The organism is Gemmobacter aquarius, assembly GCF_003060865.1.
GTDB lineage: Bacteria > Pseudomonadota > Alphaproteobacteria > Rhodobacterales > Rhodobacteraceae > Paragemmobacter > Paragemmobacter aquarius.
In genome coordinates, this window is record NZ_CP028918.1 from 1,596,809 (window position 1) to 1,619,593 (window position 22,785).

18 protein-coding genes and 2 tRNA genes are annotated in these 22,785 nt (G+C 64.2%); 13 read left to right on the forward strand and 7 right to left on the reverse strand.

Going from position 1 to position 22,785, the window contains the following annotated elements; translation table 11 throughout:
- Positions 1-69: 69 nt before the first annotated feature.
- Both HYN69_RS07665 and HYN69_RS07670 read left to right on the forward strand, forming a co-directional pair.
- Positions 70-146 (forward strand) — tRNA-Asp (locus tag HYN69_RS07665).
- A 26-nt stretch (positions 147-172) separates the two neighbouring features.
- Positions 173-249 (forward strand) — tRNA-Asp (locus HYN69_RS07670).
- A 41-nt stretch (positions 250-290) separates the two neighbouring features.
- Here HYN69_RS07670 and HYN69_RS07675 read toward each other — a convergent pair.
- The gene (locus HYN69_RS07675) at positions 291-725 is read right to left on the reverse strand and encodes a GNAT family N-acetyltransferase (RefSeq protein ID WP_108437084.1); all 435 of its coding nucleotides are present in this window, start codon (positions 723-725) and stop codon (positions 291-293) included.
- Positions 722-2,107, reverse strand: coding sequence for a M20/M25/M40 family metallo-hydrolase (locus HYN69_RS07680; RefSeq protein WP_108435228.1), 1,386 nt, complete (start codon positions 2,105-2,107; stop codon positions 722-724). The genes HYN69_RS07675 and HYN69_RS07680 overlap by 4 nt, the downstream gene beginning before the upstream one ends.
- Before the next feature lie 128 nt (positions 2,108-2,235).
- Between HYN69_RS07680 and HYN69_RS07685 the strand changes: the two genes are divergently transcribed.
- The 4 genes from HYN69_RS07685 (at position 2,236) to ispG (ending at position 6,737) form a co-directional block, all read left to right on the forward strand.
- The gene (locus HYN69_RS07685; protein ID WP_230426526.1) at positions 2,236-2,787 is read left to right on the forward strand and encodes a 5-aminolevulic acid synthase; all 552 of its coding nucleotides are present in this window, start codon (positions 2,236-2,238) and stop codon (positions 2,785-2,787) included.
- Positions 2,788-2,949: 162 nt separating this feature from the next.
- Entirely contained in the window at positions 2,950-4,173 is a 1,224-nt protein-coding gene (gene hemA / locus HYN69_RS07690; protein ID WP_108435229.1) for a 5-aminolevulinate synthase, read from the forward strand.
- A gap of 115 nt (positions 4,174-4,288) precedes the next feature.
- The gene (locus HYN69_RS07695; protein ID WP_108435230.1) at positions 4,289-5,518 is read left to right on the forward strand and encodes a helix-turn-helix domain-containing protein; all 1,230 of its coding nucleotides are present in this window, start codon (positions 4,289-4,291) and stop codon (positions 5,516-5,518) included.
- Positions 5,519-5,603: 85 nt separating this feature from the next.
- Positions 5,604-6,737 (forward strand): flavodoxin-dependent (E)-4-hydroxy-3-methylbut-2-enyl-diphosphate synthase, encoded by a 1,134-nt coding sequence (ispG, locus tag HYN69_RS07700; protein ID WP_108435231.1) that lies wholly within the window; start codon positions 5,604-5,606, stop codon positions 6,735-6,737.
- 79 nt (positions 6,738-6,816) lie between these two features.
- Here the strand turns inward: ispG and HYN69_RS07705 are convergent, their stop codons facing one another.
- Positions 6,817-7,578, reverse strand: coding sequence for a DsbA family protein (locus tag HYN69_RS07705; RefSeq protein WP_108435232.1), 762 nt, complete (start codon positions 7,576-7,578; stop codon positions 6,817-6,819).
- A 91-nt stretch (positions 7,579-7,669) separates the two neighbouring features.
- Here HYN69_RS07705 and HYN69_RS07710 point away from each other — a divergent pair, with 91 nt between their 5' ends.
- From HYN69_RS07710 to HYN69_RS07730, 5 genes are all read left to right on the forward strand, one after another.
- Positions 7,670-8,818: a pyridoxal phosphate-dependent aminotransferase gene (locus tag HYN69_RS07710; RefSeq protein ID WP_108435233.1), complete on the forward strand. Its 1,149-nt coding sequence runs from the start codon at positions 7,670-7,672 to the stop codon at positions 8,816-8,818.
- Entirely contained in the window at positions 8,815-10,014 is a 1,200-nt protein-coding gene (locus HYN69_RS07715) for an N-acetylmuramoyl-L-alanine amidase (protein WP_108435234.1), read from the forward strand. Before HYN69_RS07710 ends, HYN69_RS07715 begins: the two co-directional genes overlap by 4 nt.
- Positions 10,015-10,124: 110 nt before the next feature.
- Positions 10,125-12,665, forward strand: coding sequence for a penicillin-binding protein 1A (locus HYN69_RS07720; protein WP_108437086.1), 2,541 nt, complete (start codon positions 10,125-10,127; stop codon positions 12,663-12,665).
- A 74-nt stretch (positions 12,666-12,739) separates the two neighbouring features.
- Positions 12,740-13,867: a peptide chain release factor 2 gene (gene prfB, locus HYN69_RS07725; protein ID WP_108435235.1), complete on the forward strand. Its 1,128-nt coding sequence runs from the start codon at positions 12,740-12,742 to the stop codon at positions 13,865-13,867.
- Positions 13,868-13,933: 66 nt separating this feature from the next.
- Positions 13,934-14,716, forward strand: coding sequence for a DUF2189 domain-containing protein (locus HYN69_RS07730; protein WP_108435236.1), 783 nt, complete (start codon positions 13,934-13,936; stop codon positions 14,714-14,716).
- Between the two features lie 44 nt (positions 14,717-14,760).
- On the opposite strand, the gene HYN69_RS07735 is transcribed toward HYN69_RS07730, so the two are convergent.
- The 4 genes from HYN69_RS07735 to HYN69_RS07750 form a co-directional block, all read right to left on the reverse strand.
- Entirely contained in the window at positions 14,761-15,261 is a 501-nt protein-coding gene (locus HYN69_RS07735; RefSeq protein WP_108435237.1) for a bactofilin family protein, read from the reverse strand.
- The gene (locus HYN69_RS07740) at positions 15,251-16,591 is read right to left on the reverse strand and encodes a M23 family metallopeptidase (RefSeq protein WP_108435238.1); all 1,341 of its coding nucleotides are present in this window, start codon (positions 16,589-16,591) and stop codon (positions 15,251-15,253) included. Before HYN69_RS07740 ends, HYN69_RS07735 begins: the two co-directional genes overlap by 11 nt.
- Positions 16,592-16,769: 178 nt before the next feature.
- A complete protein-coding gene (locus HYN69_RS07745) occupies positions 16,770-17,612 on the reverse strand; it encodes a ferritin-like domain-containing protein (RefSeq protein WP_108435239.1) in 843 nt (280 codons plus the stop codon).
- A complete protein-coding gene (locus HYN69_RS07750; RefSeq protein ID WP_108435240.1) occupies positions 17,612-18,073 on the reverse strand; it encodes a peroxiredoxin in 462 nt (153 codons plus the stop codon). The genes HYN69_RS07745 and HYN69_RS07750 overlap by 1 nt, the downstream gene beginning before the upstream one ends.
- 124 nt (positions 18,074-18,197) lie before the next feature.
- Here HYN69_RS07750 and HYN69_RS07755 point away from each other — a divergent pair, with 124 nt between their 5' ends.
- Both HYN69_RS07755 and queA read left to right on the forward strand, forming a co-directional pair.
- The gene (locus HYN69_RS07755; RefSeq protein ID WP_108435241.1) at positions 18,198-21,644 is read left to right on the forward strand and encodes a DUF3971 domain-containing protein; all 3,447 of its coding nucleotides are present in this window, start codon (positions 18,198-18,200) and stop codon (positions 21,642-21,644) included.
- Complete coding sequence (gene queA / locus HYN69_RS07760; protein WP_108435242.1) at positions 21,641-22,684, forward strand: tRNA preQ1(34) S-adenosylmethionine ribosyltransferase-isomerase QueA; 1,044 nt, start codon at positions 21,641-21,643, stop codon at positions 22,682-22,684. Before HYN69_RS07755 ends, queA begins: the two co-directional genes overlap by 4 nt.
- Positions 22,685-22,785 lie beyond the last annotated feature (101 nt).

A 22,785-nucleotide genomic window follows, 5' to 3' on the forward strand; every position in this document is an offset into this window, starting at 1 on the left:
AGGTCGCTTGACGCCGTGCGCGGGGGTGCGTAATACCCCCACACGTTCGGAGGGCCGGGCCGTGGATACGCGGTTGTAGCTCAGTTGGTTAGAGTACCGGCCTGTCACGCCGGGGGTCGCGGGTTCGAGCCCCGTCAACCGCGCCAAAGCCCTCCCTCCGAACGTAAAATGCGCGGTTGTAGCTCAGTTGGTTAGAGTACCGGCCTGTCACGCCGGGGGTCGCGGGTTCGAGCCCCGTCAACCGCGCCACTTACAAAAAAGCGGCCCCGATCAGGGGCCGCTTTTTGCGTTCAAAGCTTCAGGCGGTAGCGGATGTGGCCATCGCTTGGCGTGAAGCGGTCGTAAAGCTGCCGGGCGGTCGTGTTGCCCTCATCGGTGTGCCAGTAAAGCCGCTGCCAGCCACGGGCGCGGGCCAGTGCCATCAGGTCTTCGATCAGGGCGCGGCCCATACCCTTGCCGCGGGCGGCTTCGGTCAGGAACAGGTCTTCGAGGTAGCAATCATTGCCCATCACCCATGTCGAGGGGTGGTTGAGGTGGATGGCAAAGCCCACCATCACATCGCCGTCGAATGCCAGTCGAGCCTTGACGGGGCTGGCGGGGTCCATCAGCCGCGCCCATGTGGCACTGGTGATTTCGGGTGTCAGGGTGACGTCGTAAAAGCCGAGGTATTGCGCCCAGAGGTCGCGCCAGCCCTGTTCGTCGTGGCGTTCGGCGTCGCGGATCATGCCAGCCTCGCCAGCACGCGCGCCCAGGAGCGGGTGCCTTTGTGGAAACATTCGAGATCGTATTTCTCGTTCGGGGAATGGATCTGGTCATCGTCGCGGCCAAAGCCGATCAGCATCGCGTCCATGCCGAGGTAGGTCTTGAAATAGCCCGCGATCGGAATCGATCCGCCCGCGCCGACGAAGGCGGCGGTGCGGCCCCATTCTTCGGTGAGGGCGGTGCGGGCGGCTTCGAACGCGGGGTCGGCGATGGACATGACCGAGGCGGGGCTGCCTTCGATGCCGTCATGCCAGATGATTTCGCAATCGGCGGGCAGTTGCGCTTGGGCCCAGGCGCGGAAGGCAGTGAGGATTTTGGCGGGGTCTTGCGCCGACACGAGGCGGAAGCTGACCTTGGCATGGGCCTCGGAGGGCAGCACGGTCTTGAAACCCGCGCCGGTATAGCCGCCCCAGATGCCGTTCACCTCGGCTGTCGGGCGGGACCAGATTTTTTCCAGCGGCGTGCGGTCGGATTCGCCGGCGGGCACGGAAAGGCCGACATCGCCGAGGAATTTGGCATGGTCGAAGGCCAGCGCCTGCCATTGTGCGCGCAGCTCGTCGGAGAGTTCGGCCACATCGTCGTAGAATCCCGGAACGGTGACGCTGCCATTTTCGTCATGCAGGCCGGACAGGATGCGGGTCAGCACGTGGATCGGGTTGCGGGCAAGGCCGCCATACATGCCCGAATGCAAGTCACGGTCGGCGGCCTTGACGGTGAATTCGGCCTTGCACAGGCCGCGCAGCATGGTGGTGATGGCGGGGACGGCATCTTCGAACAGGCCGGTGTCGCAGATCAGCGCGAGGTCGGCTTTCAATTCGGCGGCGTTTTCCTGCAGGAAGGGGATGAGCGAGGGGGAACCTGATTCTTCCTCACCCTCCAGAAAGATCGTGAGCTTGCCGGGAAGCGTGCCGTGGACCGCTCTCCATGCGCGGCAAGCCTCGATGAAGGTCATCAGCTGGCCCTTGTCGTCGGACGAGCCGCGGGCGCGGATCACGCGGCCCTTGGGGGTGTCTTGCACCTGCGGGTCGAAGGGGTCGCGGTCCCAGAGCGACAGGGGGTCGACGGGCTGCACATCGTAATGGCCGTAAAACAGGATATGCTTGTCGCCCGCACCGCCATGGGCCACCACCATCGGATGGCCCGGCGTGGGGCGCGAGGCGGCGTCGAAACCCAGCGATTTAAGGTCTTCGACCAGCCAGTCGGCGGCGCGGGCGCAATCGGGCTTGTAGTCGGGATCGGTCGAGATCGAGGGGATGCGAAGCAGGTCCATCAGCCGGTCCAAGGCCTGCGGCAGGTCCTGATCGATGCGGTTCAGGACGGCGTCGAGATCGGCGCGTTGGGGCATGATGTGTCTCCGAGTTGTGATGCGGTGGCGAGCCTAACAGCACTTCTGCCCCTGTCCAGAGCCGCCGCGCCGCGCTAAAAGGCCCCCAATCAAGCGGACATGACCAAGAGGGCGCTATGGCAAAAGCTATGATCGGATGGGCAATGCTGGCGGTTCTGGCAAGCGGCGGTCTGGCAGCCGCGCAAAGTGCGGTCAGCGGTGACGCAGCCGGGCCTGCGCTTTACGACCCGAAGGCGACCGAGGTGGACCTGACGCCGGACCTGTTGCCGAAAGATCAGGCCAAAGTGTTGAAGATGGTCGCCCGTGACCAGCTTTATTACGCCGCCATCGCGATTTCGCCCGACGAGGGGCTGATGTCGGAGGCCACCGTCGCTGCGGCCAATTACCATTCGATCGAGGCGGCCTCGGCTGCTGCGCTGGCCGAGTGCAATGCCAAGAAGAAGGGCGCTGCCGATTGCGCGGTCGCGGCCGTGGTGCGGCCCGAGGGGTGGCAACCGGCCGCCGTGCAACTGTCGTCGGATGCGACGGCGGGTTTTCAGGCCAGCTATGATGCCGGAGCCATGGCGATTTCGGCGCAGACCGGATCATGGGGGATCGGTGCCGACGACGCGGCGGCGGTTGCGGCCTGCACCGAGCGCAACCCTGACGCCACCGACTGCGCGGTCGTCGTAAAGAACTAGGCTGCGACAATCGGCCTGTTCTGACCTGCGCCTGATGCCCTTTTCAAGCGGGGGTATTTGACCCAAGTCAAGGCTGCGCCGCAGAGTCATGTTTAGTCATGGCGCAATGAATGCAATCAGGGCCGCGCCACGCGACCCTCCGGACGGACCCGGGAGACCACGATGGACTATGAAGCCGCACTGAGCGCCAGCCTGCAACGCCTGCATGACGAGGGGCGTTACCGGACGTTCATCGACATAGAGCGCGCGCGCGGCCATTACCCCAAAGCGGTTTGGCGCAAGCCCGATGGCACGACGCAGGACATCACCGTGTGGTGCGGCAACGACTATCTTGGCATGGGCCAGCACCCCGAGGTTCTGGCCGCGATGCACGAGGCGCTGGATGCCACGGGCGCAGGGTCCGGCGGCACGCGCAACATCTCGGGCACCACGGTCTATCACAAGCGGCTTGAAGCCGAGTTGGCCGATCTGCATGGCAAGGATGCGGCGCTGGTGTTTTCATCGGCCTATATCGCCAATGACGCCACACTTTCCACGCTGCGGACGATCTTTCCGGGCCTGATCATCTATTCCGACGCGCTGAACCATGCCTCGATGATCGAAGGCGTGCGGCGGGGCGGCGGGCCGAAGCGTATTTTCCGGCACAACGACGTGGCGCATCTGCGCGAGTTGATCGCGGCGGATGATCCGGCAGCGCCCAAGCTGATCGCGTTCGAATCGATCTATTCGATGGACGGCGATTTCGGTCCGATCAAGGAGATTTGCGATGTGGCCGAAGAGTTCGGCGCGCTGACCTATCTGGACGAGGTGCATGCCGTGGGCATGTATGGCCCGCGCGGGGCAGGGGTGGCGGAACGCGACGGGCAGATGCACCGCGTGGACATCATCAACGCGACGCTGGGCAAGGCTTATGGCGTGTTCGGCGGCTATATCGCGGCCAGTGCGCGGATGGTCGATGCGGTGCGGTCTTATGCGCCGGGGTTTATCTTTACCACCTCGCTGCCGCCAGTGGTGGCGGCGGGGGCTGCGGCGGCGGTCAAGGTGTTGAAGACCGCGCAGCATCTGCGTGACACGCAGCAGCTGCATGCCCGCATCCTGAAGATGCGGCTCAAGGGGTTGGGCCTGCCGATCATCGATCACGGAAGCCATATCGTGCCGGTGCATGTGGGCGACCCGGTTCATTGCAAGATGCTGTCGGACATGCTGCTGGAGCGCTATGGAATCTATGTCCAGCCGATCAACTTTCCGACCGTTCCGCGGGGCACCGAACGACTGCGTTTCACGCCTTCGCCCGTTCATGATCTTAAACAAATAGAACGGCTTGTGACTGCTATGGATGCGCTTTGGGGTCATTGTGCGCTAAATCGCGCCGAGGCCTCTGCCTAACCTTCCGGATGCATGCAAAAGCGCTTGCCCTGTGATAGGTTGTCGTCAATACGAACAGAACACGAGTCGGTGATGATGCCGATTCGGATAATCGGGGCAGTGAAGGGACGGGCGCATGATCGGGCGGAGGTCAAAACCTTCGACGTCTGAGGTCGACAAGCCAAAGGGCTTTGACGATTTCGAGTTGCGTCTTGGCGATCTGATGCGCGGTGAACGTGCGACGATCGGGAAATCCCTGCTAGATGTGCAGCGAGAATTGAAGATCAAGGCGACCTATGTCGCCGCGATCGAAAACGCCGATGTATCGGCCTTTGAAACGCAGGGTTTCGTGGCCGGTTATGTGCGGTCTTATGCGCGCTATCTGGGCATGGACCCGGACTGGGCTTTTGCCAAGTTCTGCGCCGAGGCCAATTTCACCGTCGCCCACGGCATGAGTGCCGCCGCATCTTCGAGCACGATGACCAAGCGCGTGGTGCATGATTTCGGCGACCCGCTGGCCAATCCGAACGCGACCTTCATTCCACGTAGCGAAAGTCTGTTCTCGCGCATCGAACCGGGGGCCATCGGGTCGGTTCTTGTGCTTGCGGCGCTGATCGGGGCCATCGGCTATGGCGGCTGGTCCGTGCTACAGGAAGTGCAGCGGGTGCAGCTTGCGCCCGTCGACCAAGCCCCGAGTGTGGTGGCCGAGATCGACCCCTTGTCCAGCGTCAAGCCGGTCGAGCAAATCGTGGGCGAAGCCGCGACGACCGCGCCTGAAAGCGACGAGACGGATGTTGCCGGTGCGGACCAATCGCCGGAACTTCTGGACCGTCTCTATCGCCCCGAGGCTTTGGATGTGCCGGTGCTGACCTCGCGCGATGGGCCGATCGCGTCGATCGATCCGCGTCAGGTCGGTACGCTTGGCAACGCCCAGTCGACCGAGATGATCGCCGCCGCGGTGAACGAAGCGCTCGATCAGGCGGCCGAAGCGCCTGTGCAGGTCGTGGCCGATGCCGCGCCGAAGCTTGAAGTCTTTGCCGTGCGCCCGTCATGGGTGCGGGTGCAATCGGTGGATGGAACGGTGCTGTTCGAAAAGATCCTCGACGCGGGCGAACGCTACGTTGTGCCGCAGCTGGAAGAAGCGCCGGTGCTGCGGGCCGGAAATTCGGGGTCGATCTATTTCGACGTGAACGGCAAGACCTATGGCCCGGCGGCACGTGATGCGTCAGTGGTCAAGAACCTTGCCCTGTCCGCCGACAGCCTGACCGCGACCTATGCCGAGGCGAATATCGACGCCGACGCCGATCTGGCCAAATTCGTCAACGTGGCAGAAGCCGCAGTGCCCGAAGCGCCGCCGACGAACTGACCTTTCCTTTCGGGCTGTTGCCGTTTCACCTTGCGCCCTTTATCTAGGGGTCAGGCACAAGAGCCTGAGCCGAAAGGGGCCGTCCATGTCGATGAACACCGTCCGTCCGTGGCGCAACATCTACCGCCGTCCGTCGCGCCAGATCAGCGTCGGCAAGGTGCTGGTGGGAGGCGACGCGCCGATTTCGGTGCAGACGATGACGAACACGCTGACGACCGACATTGCCGCGACCATCGAGCAGGTGCAGCGTTGCGCTGTGGCGGGGGCCGATATCGTCCGCATCTCGACGCCGGATCAGGAATCGACCCGCGCGCTGAAAGAGATCGTGGCCGAAAGCCCTGTGCCGATCGTGGCCGATATCCATTTCCACTACAAACGCGCCATCGAGGCTGCCGAGGCGGGCGCGGCCTGCCTGCGGATCAATCCCGGCAATATCGGCGATGCACGTCGCGTGGCCGAGGTGGTGCGCGCGGCCAAGGATCATGGCTGTTCAATCCGGATCGGGGTGAATGCCGGGTCGCTGGAAAAACACCTGCTCGACAAATACGGCGAGCCTTGCCCAGAGGCGATGGTGGAATCGGGGCTCGACCATATCAAGCTGTTGCAGGACAACGATTTTCACGAATTCAAGATCAGCGTGAAGGCGTCTGACGTGTTCATGGCGGCGGCGGCCTATCAGCAGTTGGCCGAAGCGACCGATGCGCCGATCCATCTGGGCATCACCGAAGCGGGCGGATTGGTTTCGGGGACGGTGAAATCGGCCATCGGGCTGGGCAATCTGCTCTGGATGGGGATCGGCGACACGATCCGCGTGTCGCTGTCGGCCGATCCTGTGGAAGAGGTGAAGGTCGGGTTCGAGATCCTGAAATCGCTGGGCTTGCGGCATCGGGGGGTCACGATCATTTCCTGCCCGTCCTGCGCGCGGCAGGGGTTCGATGTGATCAAGACCGTCTCGGCGCTCGAGGAACGTCTGGCGCATGTGACGACCAGCATGAGCCTGTCGATCATCGGCTGCGTGGTGAACGGACCGGGCGAGGCGCTGATGACCGATATCGGCTTTACCGGCGGCGGGGCCGGGTCCGGGATGGTTTACCTTGCCGGCAAGCAAAGCCACAAGCTGGGCAACGAGGCGATGGTCGATCACATCGTCGAGCTGGTGGAAAAGAAGGCGGCCGAGATCGACGCTGCGGAAGCGGCCGAAGCACAGCTTGCACAGTGACGGCGGGCGATTTTCCTGCGAAAAATCAGACCGTGCGCGGCCCTGAATTTTCGCAGAAAATTCGTTGGGCCCGTTAGGCTTAGCCTTCGGACTTCGCGCGTTCCTGCGCGATGATCTCCCGCATGCCGTCCAGCGGAACATAGCCCCGCACCATCGTGCCATCGACCACGAAGGTCGGGGTGCCCGAAATGTCCAGTTTCTGCGCCAGCGCGTGGTTCGCTTCGATCACCGACGTCACTTCGGGCGCGTTCATACGGGTTTGCAACGCGGACCAGTCATAACCCAGATCGCCCGCCAGCCGTTCCAGCGATTCGTCATTCGCATCGGCGCGCAGCGAGATCAGCGCGTCATGGGTCTTGGCATAGGCCTCGTTGCCGTGCAGTTGCAGCACCGCGATGGCAAAGCGCGACGAGATCACCGATTGTTCGCCGAGGATCGGGAACTCCTTCATCACGATGCGGATGTTGCCATCGGATTTCACCAGCTCGTCCACCTCTTGCCAGGCCTTGCGGCAATAGCCGCAGCGGTAGTCGAGGAATTCCACCACGGTCACGTCGCCGTCGGGGTTGCCGCCGACCCAGCTTGCAGCATCGTTGAAGATCGCGTCGCGGTTGGCATCGACGATCTGTTTGTCGTTCTGTTCGGCGGCCGCCTGCTGGCGTGATTGCAGGACGTCCATCGCTTCGATCAACACTTCGGGGTTTTCCAGAAGATAGGCCTTCACCTCGGCCCGGAAGGCCGAGCGTTCGGCATCGGTCATCGCCTCTTGCGCCATGCTTGCGGTTGCCAGGACGGCACAGAGGGCGGCGCCCGACAACTGGGCGAAGAGGGATGGGCGCATGAGAGACCTCGATCTTACGCCCGGGCCGGGCAATGGCTTGACCTTTGCCCCGCATCGGGGACAGTGACGCGCATACCTTAAGGGGGCAGGGATGCGGATTTCAAGGCGGGGTCAGGTCGATCCCTTCATCGTGATGGATGTGTTGCGCGCCGCCCGCGCCGCCGAGGAAGCGGGGCGCCACATCATCCACATGGAGATCGGCCAGCCCGCCACGCCAGCCCCTGCGATGGCCCGCAAGGCGCTGGCGCAAGCGATGGAGCGCGACGCGCTTGGCTATACGGTGGCGCTTGGCCTGCCCGCGTTGCGGCGCGGGATCGCGGCGCTTTATGCGCGCTGGTATGGCATCGATCTGAACCCTGACCGCGTGATCGTCACGGCGGGGTCTTCGGCGGCGTTTCTCTTGTCTTTCACCACGCTGTTCGATGCGGGCGACAGGGTGGGTCTGGGCGAGCCGGGCTATCCGAGCTATCGCCAGATCTTGCGGGCGCTGTCGCTTGAACCCGTGGGCCTGCCTGCGAGCGATGCGAACCGGCTGCAACCCGTGCCTGCGGATTTTGCGGCAGTCGACCTTAAGGGGTTGATCGTCGCCTCGCCCGGCAATCCGTCGGGCACGATGCTGGGCAAGCCGCAGTTGGCCGCGCTGGTTCAGGCAGCGGCCGCGCGGGGCATCAGCTTCATCTCGGACGAGATTTACCACGGGCTGCATTACGGTGACCGGGCCGTGACCGCGCTGGAAGTGAGCGATCATGTGCATGTCATCAATTCGTTTTCCAAGTATTTTTCGATGACGGGGTGGCGCATCGGCTGGATGGTGGTGCCCGAGGATCATATCCGCACCGTCGAGCGGTTGGCGCAGAACATGTTCATCTGCCCGCCCCATGCCAGCCAGATCGCCGCACTTGCCGCGCTTGAGTGCATCGACGAGCTGGAAGCGAACCGCGCCACCTATGCCGAAAACCGCCGCCTGATGCTGGAGGGCTTGCCATCGGCGGGGTTCCACAAGATCGCGCCGCCGGACGGGGCGTTCTACATCTATGCCGATGTGTCGGACCTGACGGACGATAGCCTGTCTTTCGCCGCCGAGATACTCGACGGGGCGGGGGTGGCGGTGACGCCGGGGCTTGATTTCGATCCGCATCGCGGCGGGCGGACGTTGCGCTTTTCCTATGCCGGTGCGACCTCAGACATCGCCGAGGGCATCGCGCGGCTGACGGCATTCATGGCGGGGCGCAAGGCATGAGGGGGCTTTTGCGGCTTGCCCTGCTGTGCGCGGCGTTGCTGGGGGCGCTGCCCGTTTGGGCGCAGGACTTGTCGGCGCTCGCGCGGCTTGACCCTGCGGCCTCGTCCATCACGGGGGACGCGGACGAGGTGACCGTCACACTGGCGATCAGCCAGCCGGTGCCGTGGCGCGTGCGGATATTGGACGATCCGCCGCGATTGGTGATGGATTTCCGCGAGGTTGACTGGTCGGATGCGGGCCGGATCGCCCGCAGCGGTGATGCGGTCACGGACCTGCGCGCGGGCGTGTTCCGTGCCGGTTGGTCGCGGCTGGTGCTGGAATTGTCTGGCCCCTTTACCGTGCAACAGGCGGGGATGCAGACTGCGGGTGCTGCGCGGGTCACGGTCAGGCTGGCCAAGGCAAGCCATGGGGCTTTCACTGCGGCGGCGGCCCTGCCCGAGCCGCCGGAATGGGCGCTGCCCGAACCCTCGGCCCTGCCTGTGGTCGCGGATGAAAGCGGCGGACCGCTGCGCGTGGTGCTGGACCCCGGCCATGGTGGCATCGATCCGGGTGCGGAACGGGACGGGCAGAGCGAGGCCAGCCTGATGCTGTCCTTTGCCCGCGAGTTGAAGGAACGTATGATTCGCGAGGGCGATTTTGCGGTGACGATGACGCGCGAGGAGGATGTTTTCGTGCCGTTGGAAACCCGTATTTCCATTGCCCGCGCGGCAGGGGCGCAGGTTTTCGTGTCGCTGCATGCCGATGCGATCGCGGAAGGCGAAGCGACGGGCGCCACGGTCTACACACTGTCGGACGAGGCGAGCGACGAAGCCTCGCGCACCTTGGCCGAACGCCATGACCGCGACGATCTGCTTTCGGGTGTCGATCTGACGCGGCAGGATGATCTGGTGGCGACGATCCTGATGGATATGGCCCGCACCGACACCACCCCCCGCATCGACCGTCTGGCCGGGGCGCTGGCTGCGGCGATACAGGCGGCGGGCGTCAAGATGCACCGCCACCCGATCCAGCAGGCGGGGTTTTCGGTGCTGAAATCGCCCGACATCCCGTCGGTCTTGCTGGAACTGGGGTTTCTGTCTTCGGGTTCGGATTTGAAGCGGTTGAACGATCCGGCGTGGCGCGACCAGATGCAGGGCGCGATCATCGCTGGTCTGCGCGACTGGCACGCGGCCGATCAGGCCCTGCGCAAGCAGTGACGGCGACATTCCGTGCCCTGTCACGCCATCGTTTTGACCTGACGCGCCTTGCGCGTGTATAAGGCGCGGGCGCAAGGCTGGCGCGGCATGTTTTGGGCGGGGTTTTGGGCGTGGTCAGATTCGTCGGGTCTTTTCTTGGGGCGATCTTTACGGCGGTGACGCTGGGGATCCTGTTTGCGGCCCTGTCGATCGGCGGCATCTTCTACATGTATTCCCGCGACCTGCCGAGCCACGAGAGCCTTGCCCAGTATACGCCGCCGACGATCAGCCGCATCTATTCCGGCGAGGGCGAGATCATCGACGAATTCGCCAAGGAGCGGCGGCTTTTCGTGCCGATCGAGGATATTCCCGATCTGGTCAAAGAGGCCTTCATCAGCGCCGAGGACAAGAATTTCTACACCCACCACGGCTATGACGTGGGCGGCATGGCTGCGGCCTTTCGCGATGCGATCCTGTCGCGCGGGCGCGAGGTGCGGGGGGCGTCGACCATTACCCAGCAGGTGATGAAGAACTTCCTTTTGTCGGGCGACCGCACGGGCGAGCGCAAGATCAAGGAAATCATCCTTGCCACACGGCTGGAAGAATCGCTGTCCAAGGACAAGATCCTTGAACTTTACCTGAACGAAATCTTCCTTGGCCAGAACAGCTATGGCGTGGCCGCCGCTGCCCAGACCTATTTCAACAAGCCGCTCACGGCGTTGACGGCGGGAGAGGTGGCTTACCTCGCCACCCTGCCCAAGGCGCCTTCGGAAATGCACCCCGTGCGGAACAAGGACCGTGCGCTGGAACGCCGGGCCTATGTGCTGAACCGGATGGCCGAGGATGGCTATATCACGCCCGAAGTTGCCAAGGCCGAGGCCGCGACCCCGCTTTTGACCGTGCAGAACGGCGATTTCCCCGCCTTCCGCGAGGCGCTGCCGCCGCGCAGCTATTTCACCGACGAAATCCGCCGCCAGCTTTCGACCACCTTTGGCGAGGATGAATTCTTTGCCGGCGGCCTGTCGATCCGCGCCACGGTCGACCCCGAAATGCAGGTGGTCGCCGCTGCCGCCCTGCGCGAGGCGCTTGAGAAATACGACCGCTCGCAGGGTATCTGGCGGGGCACGAAAAAGGCGCTGACAGCCGAAGAACTGGCCGATTGGCGCAGCGCGCTTGCAGGCGTCGAAGTGCCGCGCGATGTGGCCGGATGGTCGCCCGCCGTCGTGCTGGAGCTTGGCGAGACCGATGCTACGATCGGGATCGAGGGCCAGCCCGACGAGGCGGTGATTCCGGCCAAGGATGTGACATGGGCGCGAAAGCTGGAAGCCGACGGCTCGCTTGGGCGCAAGGCCAAGGTCGCGGCCGATCTGTTGGCGGTGGGCGATGTGGTTCTGGTGCGGCAAGTCACGAATGATGACGGCAGTTTCGAACGCTGGTCGCTGCGCCAGATCCCCGAGGTGCAGGGCGCCTTTATGGCGATGGATGTCTATTCGGGGCGCGTGCTGTCGATGCAGGGCGGGTTTTCCTATCAGGAATCGGTTTTCAACCGCACGACACAGGCCACACGGCAACCGGGGTCGAGCTTCAAGCCCTTTGTCTATGCCGCAGCACTCGACAGTGGTTTCACACCCGGCACCATCGTGATCGACGCGCCGATCGAGGTTGAAACGGCGCAAGGGTTGTGGACTCCGAAGAACGCGTCGAACAAGTTTTACGGGCCGACGCCGTTGCGGACAGGAATCGAGCAGAGCCGGAACCTGATGACCGTGCGCGTGGCGCAGGAAATCGGCATGGAAAAGGTCGCCGATTACGCCGAACGCTTCGGGGTCTATTCGCCGATGCAACCGTTCCTTGCCAATGCGCTTGGCGCGCAGGAGACGACGCTGTTCAAGATGGTCGCCGCCTATTCGATGTTCGCCAACGGGGGCGAGCGGGTGGAGCCGACGCTGGTCGACCGTGTGCAGGACCGGTTCGGGCGCACGGTTTACCGCCACGACACCCGCATCTGTCAGGATTGCAACGCGACGACGTTGCCTGCGGGGCAGGGGCTGACGCTGCGGTCGGAACGCGAGCGGGTGATGGATGCGATCACGGCCTATCAGTTGACATCCATGATGCAGGGCGTGGTACAGCGCGGCACTGCTTCGGGGTCGGTCAACCTGCCGGTGCCTGTGGCGGGCAAGACCGGCACGACGAATGACGCCAAGGACGTGTGGTTCATCGGCTTTACCAGCAATATCGCGGCGGGCTGCTATATCGGCTACGATCAGCCGCGCAGTCTGGGCGGCGGGGCTTCGGGCGGCGGGTTCTGCGGGCCGGTTTTCCAGAAGTTCATGTCCGAGGCGGTCAAGAAATACGGCGGGTCGGAATTCCGCGTGCCTCCGGGAGGGCGGTTCGTAAAGCTGGACCGCTTTACCGGCGCGCTGTTGCCTGATGATGCGAGCGGCCCGAATGTGCAGCCGGAATATTTCCGCGACGGTCCCGACGGGCTGGTGGGGATCGGTATGCTGGTCGATGGCGGCTTTGCGATGGGGTCCAACCTTCCCCTGTTCGCATACGGCGAAAGCGATGGCGGCGAAGGCGAGGCGACTGTGACCACGTCGAGCGGCGAAACTGCCGTCATCCCGAAAAAGGCCGATTTCGGCACGCTCAGTTCCGGCGGGCTTTACTGACCGGGCGCGGGACTTGCCCGTTGCCGCCCTTGGCGTTATCACGCGCAGCGAAGATCAAGACAGGACGAACCCCGATGCGCGCCGAAACGCAGAACACCATCGAAGCGATCAAGAAATCGCTCAAGCTGCTGGCGCAACGGCTGGACTGGGAAACCGCGACCCATCGGCTTGAAGAATTCGATGCGATGATCGAAGCGCCCGACCTGTGGAACGACCCTGCCAAGGCGCAAAAGCTGATGCGCGAGCGTCAGCAATTGCTGGATGCGGTTTCGACCTACAAGATGATCGAGAGCGGGTTGAGCGACAATGTCGAGTTGATCGAGATGGGCGAGGCCGAGGGTGATGCCGAGATCGTCACCGAGGCCGAGGCCGCGTTGAAGGCTCTGGTCGATGTGGCTGCGGCGAAAGAGCTTGAGGCGCTTCTGGACGGCGAGGCCGATGGCAACGACACCTTCCTTGAAATCAACGCAGGTGCCGGTGGCACGGAAAGCTGTGACTGGGCGTCGATGCTGGCGCGCATGTATGTGCGTTGGGCGGAAAAGAAGGGCTACAAGGTCGAGTTGCAGTCTGAAACCTCGGGCGAAGAGGCGGGGATACGGTCTGCGGCTTACAAGATTTCCGGGACCAACGCCTATGGCTGGCTGAAATCGGAATCGGGCGTGCATCGTCTGGTCCGCATCTCGCCCTATGATTCAGCGGCGCGGCGGCATACGTCGTTTTCGTCGGTCTGGGTTTACCCCGTGGTCGATGACAATATCGAGATCGTGGTGCCCGACAATGAAATCCGTATCGACACCTATCGGTCGTCGGGCGCCGGTGGGCAGCACGTGAACACCACCGACTCGGCGGTGCGGATCACCCACTTGCCGACGAATATCGTGGTGACGTCTTCGATGAAATCGCAGCACCAGAACCGCGAGATCGCGATGAACGCGCTGAAATCGCGGCTTTACCAGCTAGAGCTTGACCGGCGCAACGCCGAGGTCAATGCCCAGCATGCGGCCAAGGGCGACGCCGGATGGGGCAACCAGATCCGGTCCTATGTGCTGCAACCCTACCAGATGGTCAAAGACCTGCGGACAGGGGTAGAGACGTCCGATACCCAAGGCGTGCTCGATGGCGACCTCGACCGCTTCATGGCGGCGACGCTGGCGATGGATGTGGCGGGCAAATCACGCGCCGAGGCGATGGCCGACGATTGATCGCGGCCAGATACATCTTTTCGCGCCAACGCTTCCGCGCTTACCCTGTGGCAAACGGGGGAACGCATGACCGACCAGACCGTAACTGGCGCAAGGACCGCGCCCGAGGTGTTGCAGCTTGACGCAGGCGACCTGACCGCTTCGCTGCGGGCGGGGTGGCGCGATTTCAGGGCCGAGCCGCTATATGGCGCGTTCTTCTCGGTTTTCTATGTCACGGGCGGCTGGCTTTTGGTCTTTGCCTTCAGCGCGCAGGGCCAGTTGTGGTGGACATTGCCTGCCGGAGCGGGGTTTCCGATTCTGGGCCCCTTCATCGCCTGCGGTTTTTACGAGATCAGCCGCAGGCGCGAGGCGGGCGAGGGGTTCGGTTTGCGCGATATCCTTGGCGTTGTGTTCCGGCAGAAGGACCGGCAGGTGCCGTCGATGGCGGTGGTGATCGTGGTGTTCTTCCTGTTCTGGAATTTTCTGGCGCATATGATCTTTGCGCTGTTTCTGGGGCAGGCCACGCTGGTCAACGTGTCGTCATCGCTTGGCATCTTTGCTACGGGGCAGGGGCTGGGGATGTTGGCCTTTGGCACGGCTGTCGGGGCGGCGCTGGCCACGCTGCTTTACGCGCTGACGGTTGTCAGCCTGCCGATGCTGCTGGACCGCGAGGTGGATTTCGTCACCGCCATGCTGACCTCGGTCGCGCTGGTGCGGGCCAATCCGGTGGTGATGCTGGGATGGGGCGCGCTGATCGGGGTGCTGCTGTTTGCCGGGATGGCCACGCTGTTCTTCGGGCTGTTCATCGTCTTGCCGGTGCTGGGCCATGCGTCATGGCATCTCTATCGGCGCGCTGTGATCTGGCATTGAAAAAGGGCGCCCGAAGGCGCCCTGATGACCGGATGGTTGGCCTGTCACTCGGCCTTGGGCGCGGTGCTGACCGGCGTGACGGGCGCTGAGGCGCGGCCGTTCGACAGGGGGTCTTCCTGACGTTGGACCGAGCCTTCGAAATGCGCGCCGCTTTCGATTGCGATGGTCTTGTGGATGATGTCGCCTTCGACCCGTGCGGTTGCGGTCAGGCGCACCTTGAGCCCGCGCACGCGACCGACGACGCGGCCATTGACCACGATGTCATCGGCGACGATTTCGCCGCGGATGGTGGCGCTTTCGCCGACGGTCAGCAGATGGGCGCGGATGTCGCCTTCGACCGTGCCTTCGACCTGGATGTCGCCGGTGGTACGCAGGTTGCCGATCACGGTCAGGTCAGACGACAGGACGGACGCGGCCGCCTTTACCTTGGGAGCGGAAGAGACAAACTCGCTCGGCGGTTTCGGAGCGGGTTGCTCCGGCATCTTGGGTCTTTCGATTTCAGTAGGCTTGGGGCCGGGTTCGTTGATCTTGCTTTTAGAAAACATCGCGCGCTGCCTTTATAAAGGTCATCGGGTTGATTGCATTGCCGTCGACCCTGATCTCGTAATGAAGATGGGTGCCGGTCGAGCGTCCTGAGTTGCCCATATCACCGATCCGGTCGCCGCGCGATACCCTATCGCCGACACTGACGCGGATCTGCGACATGTGCCCGTAGCGGGTTTCCAGACCGAAGGCGTGTTTGATCTTGACCAGACGGCCGTAGCCCGATTCCCATCCGGCATAGGTGATGACACCGTCGGCGGTGGCAAGGATCGGCGCGCCGTAGGCACCGGCCAGATCCTGACCCTCGTGGTTGCGGTGCCCGCGACCGAAGGGATCGTTGCGGCCGCCGAAGCCGCTGGTATAGCGCACGGGGGTGTTGACGGGCATCGAGAAGGGCGCCTTGAACGCGGCGATACGGTACATGTTCATCCGGTCGAGGCCGGAGAGCAGGGCGTTGGCCCGCGTTTCTTCCGGCGATCCGGACAGGCCCGAGGTCGAGAGCGTCAGCGGGGCGAGTGGGCCACCCTGACCGGAATAGCCCTTGCGGACGGTCGAGAGCAGGTCGTCGGGCGACAGGCCGGCCTGACGGAACATCTTGTCCAGAGGCTCGACCGATACGGTCAGCGCCTCTTCGAGTTTGGTGAAAATCTCGTCGGTGCGGCGCTGCATGGCGCGCTTGTCGGCTTCCATTTCCGACAGGCGCAGATCGGCCTGTTCGGCGGTGCCGGCCATCGCGTCACGCTCTTTGGCGGCGGCCCCCAGCGCATCGGTCAGATACGACAGCGTGGCTTCGGTATCCTTGGCCTTGCCTTCGGCGCCGCGGGCCGAGGCGCCGGTCTGCGCGTCGGCCAGCGTCAGCGAGGCCATGGTTGCCCGTGCCTCGTCGCGTTCCTTGATGGTGCGGCGCAACGTCTTCTGGATCACGTCGACGCCGGTTTCGAGTTCGCGCCGGCGGTCCTCGGAGGCCAGAAGCCGCCCCTGCATTTGCGCCACTTGCCGCAGCGCAAGGTTGAAGCGTTCCTGCGCGCGCAGCGTTTCCTCGGCGCGGCGGTCGCGGTCGTCGGACATCGCGTTGAGCCGCTGTTCATAGACCGCCTGCTGGCGCTGCGTCTGTTCGCGCGACGATCCGGCACCGATATTGTCCATCATCAGGATCGCGGTCGCCAGAATCGTCCAGGCGACGAACAGGGTGGCGGCCGACAGGGCTATGGCCTGGGTCAGGGGGCGCAAGCGGATGAAGCGCGTATCGGTATCGGATTTCAGGAAAAGGCGTTGCTCGGGAAGATACCGCTCGACTGCGGCATTTATCCGGTAAGAGACACGGGCTAGCACTTTCGAGGGTTCCGATCGCGGCTGGACAGTAGGGTTCGCCCCCGAGGGGGACGCCATCTGATTAGCCACCGACCCACACTGTCGCAACATTTTTGACCGGATGCCCAAGGCAAGGCCCGAGAATCCGCCTATAATCGGCGTAAACCCGCCGAAGCGCGCTTGGTTCCGTAAACCTTGGTTATAGACTGGATGTTTCTTCAGCCGTGACCTTTGGCAGGTCTTCGGTCAGTGGCCAGTAGAAATCGGGCGGCAAGCCTGCCTCGGCGCGTTTCTCCTCGTTGAAGGGGGGCTTCAGGGTTCCGTGGAAATAGTGCCGCACGAGGCGGTGGAACACCTCTTTCGGGTCGCTGCCATCACGCCCGCAGAGCCAGTTGAACCATTTCGAGCCATAGGCGACGTGGCCCACTTCCTCGGCATAGATGGTTTCGAGCGCGGCGATGGCTCCGGTATCGCCTGCCTTGCGGAAAACCTCGATCATGCCGGGCGTCACATCAAGCCCGCGGGCTTCGAGAACCATGGGCACGACGGCAAGGCGACCCATGAAGTCATCGGCCGTATCTTCGGCGGCGCGCCACATTCCGGCATGGGCAGGCAGGGCGCCGTAATGGCTGCCGAGTGCTTCAAGACAATCGGATACCAGATTGAAATGCTTGGCTTCTTCGTCGGCGGCCTTGACCCAGTCGTCGTAAAAGCCAAGCGGCATGGGCTGGTGGGTGAAGCGGGCGATGATATCCCAGTGCAGATCGACGGCGTTCAACTCGATATGGGCCACGGCGTGCAAAAGCGCGATGCGCCCCTGCGCCGATCCGGGCCTGCGGCGCGGCACGTCGCGCGGGTCGAGCAGGTCGGGCTTTTCGGGCCGGGCGGGGCGCAGGGGCGGGGCAGCATGGCCGACGGGCAGGCGAGTGCCTGCCGCGCGGGCGGCGAACCAGTCTGCGGCATGGGCGCGGCCAAGTGCGGCCTTGGCGCGCCCGTCCGCCGTTTGCAGCACCTGCACCGCCCGTTCGGCCAGTGACAGCATCAAAGCGCCTGTGCCGCCGCCAGCACCTCGTCTGCGTGGCCCTTTACGCTGACCTTGTTCCAGACCCGCGCCACGGTGCCTGTGCCGTCGATCATCACGGTGGTGCGTTCGACCCCCATGTAGGTTTTGCCATACATGCTTTTTTCCAGCCAGACGCCGTAGTCTTCGCAGGTGTGGCCCGCTTCGTCCGAGGCGAGGATCACGCCGAGGCCATGCTTCTTGCAGAATTTGTCGTGCGCCTTGACGCTGTCTTTGGAGATGCCGATCACCGTGGTTCCGGCTGCGGTGAAATCGGCCAGACGCGCGGTGAAATCCTGCGCTTCGAGCGTGCAGCCGGGCGTGTCATCCTTGGGGTAGAAGTAAAGCACCACCTTGCCGGGGCGAAGGGCGGAAAGCGTGACCTCGGTCCCGCCATCGCGGGGAAGGGAGAAATCGGGCGCGGCGGCACCTGCGGTAATCATCTGGGCGGCTCCTTGCATTTTGAAGTACTGTGCTTTGCGTTCTAGTTGCCTTTGGGCAAAGATAAAGGCAATCCCCGCGGCAAGGATGCGCTGATGCGCGTCGGGCAGGGCGACAAGGGCGGGAATGACCGAGGTCAGGGCGACACAAAGCGCGGAAGCGGGCGCGGGTTCGGGTGCTGGCCCCGATGCGGATATTCCCGCGTCGGTTCAAGCCGCTGTGCCCGAACCTGCCGCGCCGCCGCCGCCCCCGCCGACTTCGCTGCCGCGCAAGCGCCGCAGCTACCTGCCGCACAGTTTTCTGGGCTTTCTCTTTGCGCTGGTTCTGGGGTTTGCAGCGCTGGTCGCCGCACTCGGGCTGACCGGCACGTCGATCCGCATGCCGGTCTGGGTGGTGGCCGAGGTCGAGACGCGGTTGAACCGGTCGGTCGACGGGATGTTGCCCGAAGGGGCTTTGTCGCTGGGCGGGATCGAGATCGGGTTCGATGCCGATTGGGTGCCGCGCCTGCGGCTTGATGATTTGCGGGTGCAGAACGCGGCGGGCAAGCCGCTTTTGACGCTGCCCGAGACCGGGATCACCTTTGATCTGGACAGCCTGCTCGAAGGTGCGGTGCGTCCGCGCAACCTGCGGATCAGCGGAGCGCGGGTCGATCTGCGCCGCGACGCCGAAGGGCGGTTCGACCTTGCGCTTGGCTCGGGGCAACTGGGCGCGCAGATCGATGGCATTCCGGCGCTGTTCGATCTGGTCGATGCGGCTTTTGCGCTGCCTGTGCTGTCGCGCCTGCAAAGCATCGAGGCGGACGCGCTGGCGCTTTCGCTGCGCGACGACCGGTCGCGCCGGACATGGGAGGTGGGTGACGGCCGCTTGCGGCTGGAAAACCGCGCCCGCGACATCCGCGCCGAGTTGGGGATTTCGATGCTGGGCGCGTCGGGTCAGCCCGCGCAGGCGGTGCTGACGATCATTTCCGACAAGACCGCGACCGAGGCGCGGATCACGGCCACGGTCGATCAGGTGGCGGCGGTGGATATCGCCGATCAGGCCCCGCTTCTGGCCGCGCTGCGGGTGCTGGATGCGCCGATTTCGGGCCGTCTTGCCGCCACGCTGGGGGCCGAAGGCATCACGGCGCTTGACGCCAGCCTGACGCTTGGCAAGGGCGCCTTGCGTCCGACGCAAGCCGCAGCACCTGTGCCCTTTGACCGCGCCACGCTGGAACTGGTCTATGATCCCGACCGGGGCCGGATGAAGCTGACCACGCTGAACGTGGAAAGCCCGTCGCTGCGGATAAAGGCTGTGGGGCAAAGCTATCTGCAATCGGCGGATGGCACCTATCTGACCGGGCCTTTGGGCAGCCGCCTGCCGCAGGCTTTCGCCACGCAGATCCATGTGTCGGAAGCGATGGTCGATCCGGCGGGCCTGTTCGAAAAGCCGGTGCGCTTTTCCGAAGGGGCGATAGACCTGCGGCTGCGGCTTGACCCGTTCAAGATCGACATCGGCCAGATTTCCCTGATCGAAAGCGGCCACAGGCTTTCGGCCAAGGGGACGGTCGGTGCCGGAGATGACGGTTGGACCGCCGCCGTCGACAGCGCGCTGGACGAGATCACGACCGACAACCTGCTTCAGCTTTGGCCGGTATCGCTGGTGCCCAACACGCGCAAATGGCTGGCGGAAAACGTGCTCCAAGGCAGGCTGTCCGATGTGCGGTCGGCCCTGCGGGTGCAGCCGGGCAAGCCCACGCGGTTGCAGATGGGCTATGATTTCAGCAAGACCGAGGTGCGCTTCATCCGCACCCTGCCGCCGATCGTGCGGGCCAGCGGTTACGCCACGATCGAGGGCCAGACCTACACGATGGTGCTTTCCAAGGGAGTGGTGACGCCCCCTCTGGGTGGCGATATCGACATGGCGGGGTCGGTGTTTTCGGTGCTGGATATCACACGGAAACCGGCGCAGGCCGAAGTTCGGCTGAAGACCCGTTCCACCCTGACCGCCGCGCTGTCGATACTGGACGAGCCGCCCTTCCGCTTTCTGACCAAGGCCAACCGTCCCGTCGAAATCGGCGAGGGGCAAGCCACGCTGGATGCGGTGCTGCGCTTTCCGCTGATCCCGCGCATCATGCCGGGTGATGTGAGCTTTGCGGTGAACGGGCGCGTGGCGGGGTTTTCCTCGGCCCAGTTGGTCAGGGACAAGCTGGTGACAGCGCCTGACCTTTCGGTCAGCGCCGACCCAAAGGGGTTACGGATCGCGGGGCAGGGTGCGGTAGGGCGCGTGCCGTTCGGTGTGACCTTCTGGCAGCCATTCGGTCCCGATGCGGCGGGCAAGGCAAGGATCGAGGGAACGGCGGAACTGTCGCCGCTGACGGTTTCGGAATTCAACCTCGGCCTGCCGGAGGCGATGGTTCGGGGCACGGGCCAAGCGCAGGTGACGATAGAATTGCCCAAGGGTGCTGCGCCGCGTCTGTCGCTGGTGTCGGACCTGAACCGCATTTCCATGGCAATTCCCGGCACGGGCTGGTCGAAAGCGGCCGATGTGCAGGGGCGGCTTGCCGTCAGCGCGGTGCTGTCGCAGCCCCCTGTGGTAGACAGCATCACCCTCGACGCGCCGGGGTTGGCGGCCAGCGGCAGCATCAGCCTGCGCGGCGATGGCGGGCTGGATGTGGCGCGTTTCGGGTCGGTCTCGCTTGGTGACTGGTTCGCGGGCGGGGTCGAGATTACGGGGCGCGGGGCTGGCAAAGCGGTGTCCGTGGCGCTGACCGGCGGGGCGGTCGATATCCGCAAGATGGACACCGGCACCGGCACCGGCACCGGCGGCGATGGCGGGGCGGGGGCCGATATCCCGATCACCGCCCGCCTAGACGAGGTGCGGATTTCCGATGACCTGCGCCTGACCGGCTTTGCGGGCCGCTTCACCCCGCGCGGCGGGTTCAACGGCAGTTTCGACGGTCTGGTCAACGGGATTGCCGCCGTGACCGGCACCGTCGTGCCCTCGGCAAATGGCGCTGCGGTGCGGATCAGGTCGGAGAATGCGGGCGCGGTGCTCGACAGTGCGGGGGTCTTTGCCTCGGCGCGTGGCGGCACGCTTGATATGTTGTTGACGCCTGCCGGCCCGCCCGGTGTCTATGCGGGCAGCGCCACCATCACCCGTGTGCGCGTGGCCAATGCGCCGGTGCTAGCCGAATTGTTGTCGGCGGTGTCGGTCGTGGGGCTGCTGGAGCAGTTGAACGGCGAGGGGCTTTTGTTCAACGAGGCGGTGGGCGATTTCACCGTCACGCCGGGTGCGGTGCAGATTTCGCGCGCGTCCGCCGTGGGGGCGTCGCTTGGAGTGTCGATGGCGGGGGTTTACGGCACGACAAGCAAGGAAATGCATCTGCAAGGCGTGGTTTCGCCGCTTTACCTGCTCAACGGGATCGGATCGTTCCTGACCAAGCGCGGTGAAGGGTTCTTCGGCTTTAATTACGAGGTCAATGGCGATGCGAGCGGGGCGTCCGTCTCGGTCAACCCCTTGTCCATTCTCACCCCCGGACGGTTCCGCGAGTTGTTCCGCAGCCCTCCCCCCAGACTTGGAGACAACGGCGGATGAAACTGTCGGATTTCGATTTTGACCTGCCAGACGAGTTGATCGCCACGCGGCCCGCCCGCCCGCGCACCCATGCGCGGCTTCTGCTGGCGCAGGGTGACAGCATCGAAGACCGGCACGTCTATGACTTGCCTGACATTTTCCGCCCCGGTGACCGGCTGGTGTTGAACAACACCCGCGTCATCCCCGCCCGCCTGACCGGCACGCGGGCGCGCGGCGAGGCGGTGGCGAAGGTCGAGATCACGCTTTTGGAGCCGCAAGCCACAGGCTGGCGGGCGCTGGCCAAACCGCTTCGCAAGGTGAACGCGGGCGAGGTTATCAGGTTTTCCGATGCGCTTTCGGCCACGGTGGCGGAAAAGTCGGAAACCGATCTGCGGCTGGTCTTCAACCTGACAGGCGACGATTTCGACGCGGCGCTGGCCGAGGCCGGGGCGATGCCGCTGCCGCCCTATATCGCGGCGAAACGCGCGCCCGACGCGCAGGACCGCGACGATTACCAGACCGTCTTTGCCCGCCATGCCGGAGCCGTCGCAGCCCCCACCGCATCGCTGCATTTCGACGCGGCGCTGTTGCAGAGGCTGGCAGATATGGGTGTGACATTTACCGAAGTCACGCTGCATGTGGGTGCGGGCACCTTCCTGCCCGTCAAGGTAGAGGATGTGACCACCCACCGCATGCACGCCGAATGGGGCGAGGTGACGCCGAAAGCCGCGGCGGAGATCAACGCGACCAAGGCGGCGGGGGGGCGGATCATTCCCGTTGGCACGACTGCGCTGCGGCTGATCGAAAGTGCGGGGCGGTCGGGGAAAGTGGAGCCTTGGGTCGGGCCGACCGATATTTTCATCTACCCCGGTTTCCGGTTCCAGATCACCGATGCGTTGATGACGAACTTTCACCTGCCCAAATCGACGCTGATGATGCTGGTGTCAGCCCTGATGGGGCAGGACCGCATCCGCCGCATCTATGACCATGCCGTAACCAGCCGTTACCGGTTTTTCAGCTATGGTGATTCCTCGTTGCTGGTGCCCCCACGCGGGCGCTGACCCTGACTCTGACGGGGGCACGGGCCTGCCTGTCGTTTTCCTGCGCCGTTTTTGTGCTACCCGTGCTAGCGTTTCCGTTGTTCCGTTCCGAAAGAAGCCGC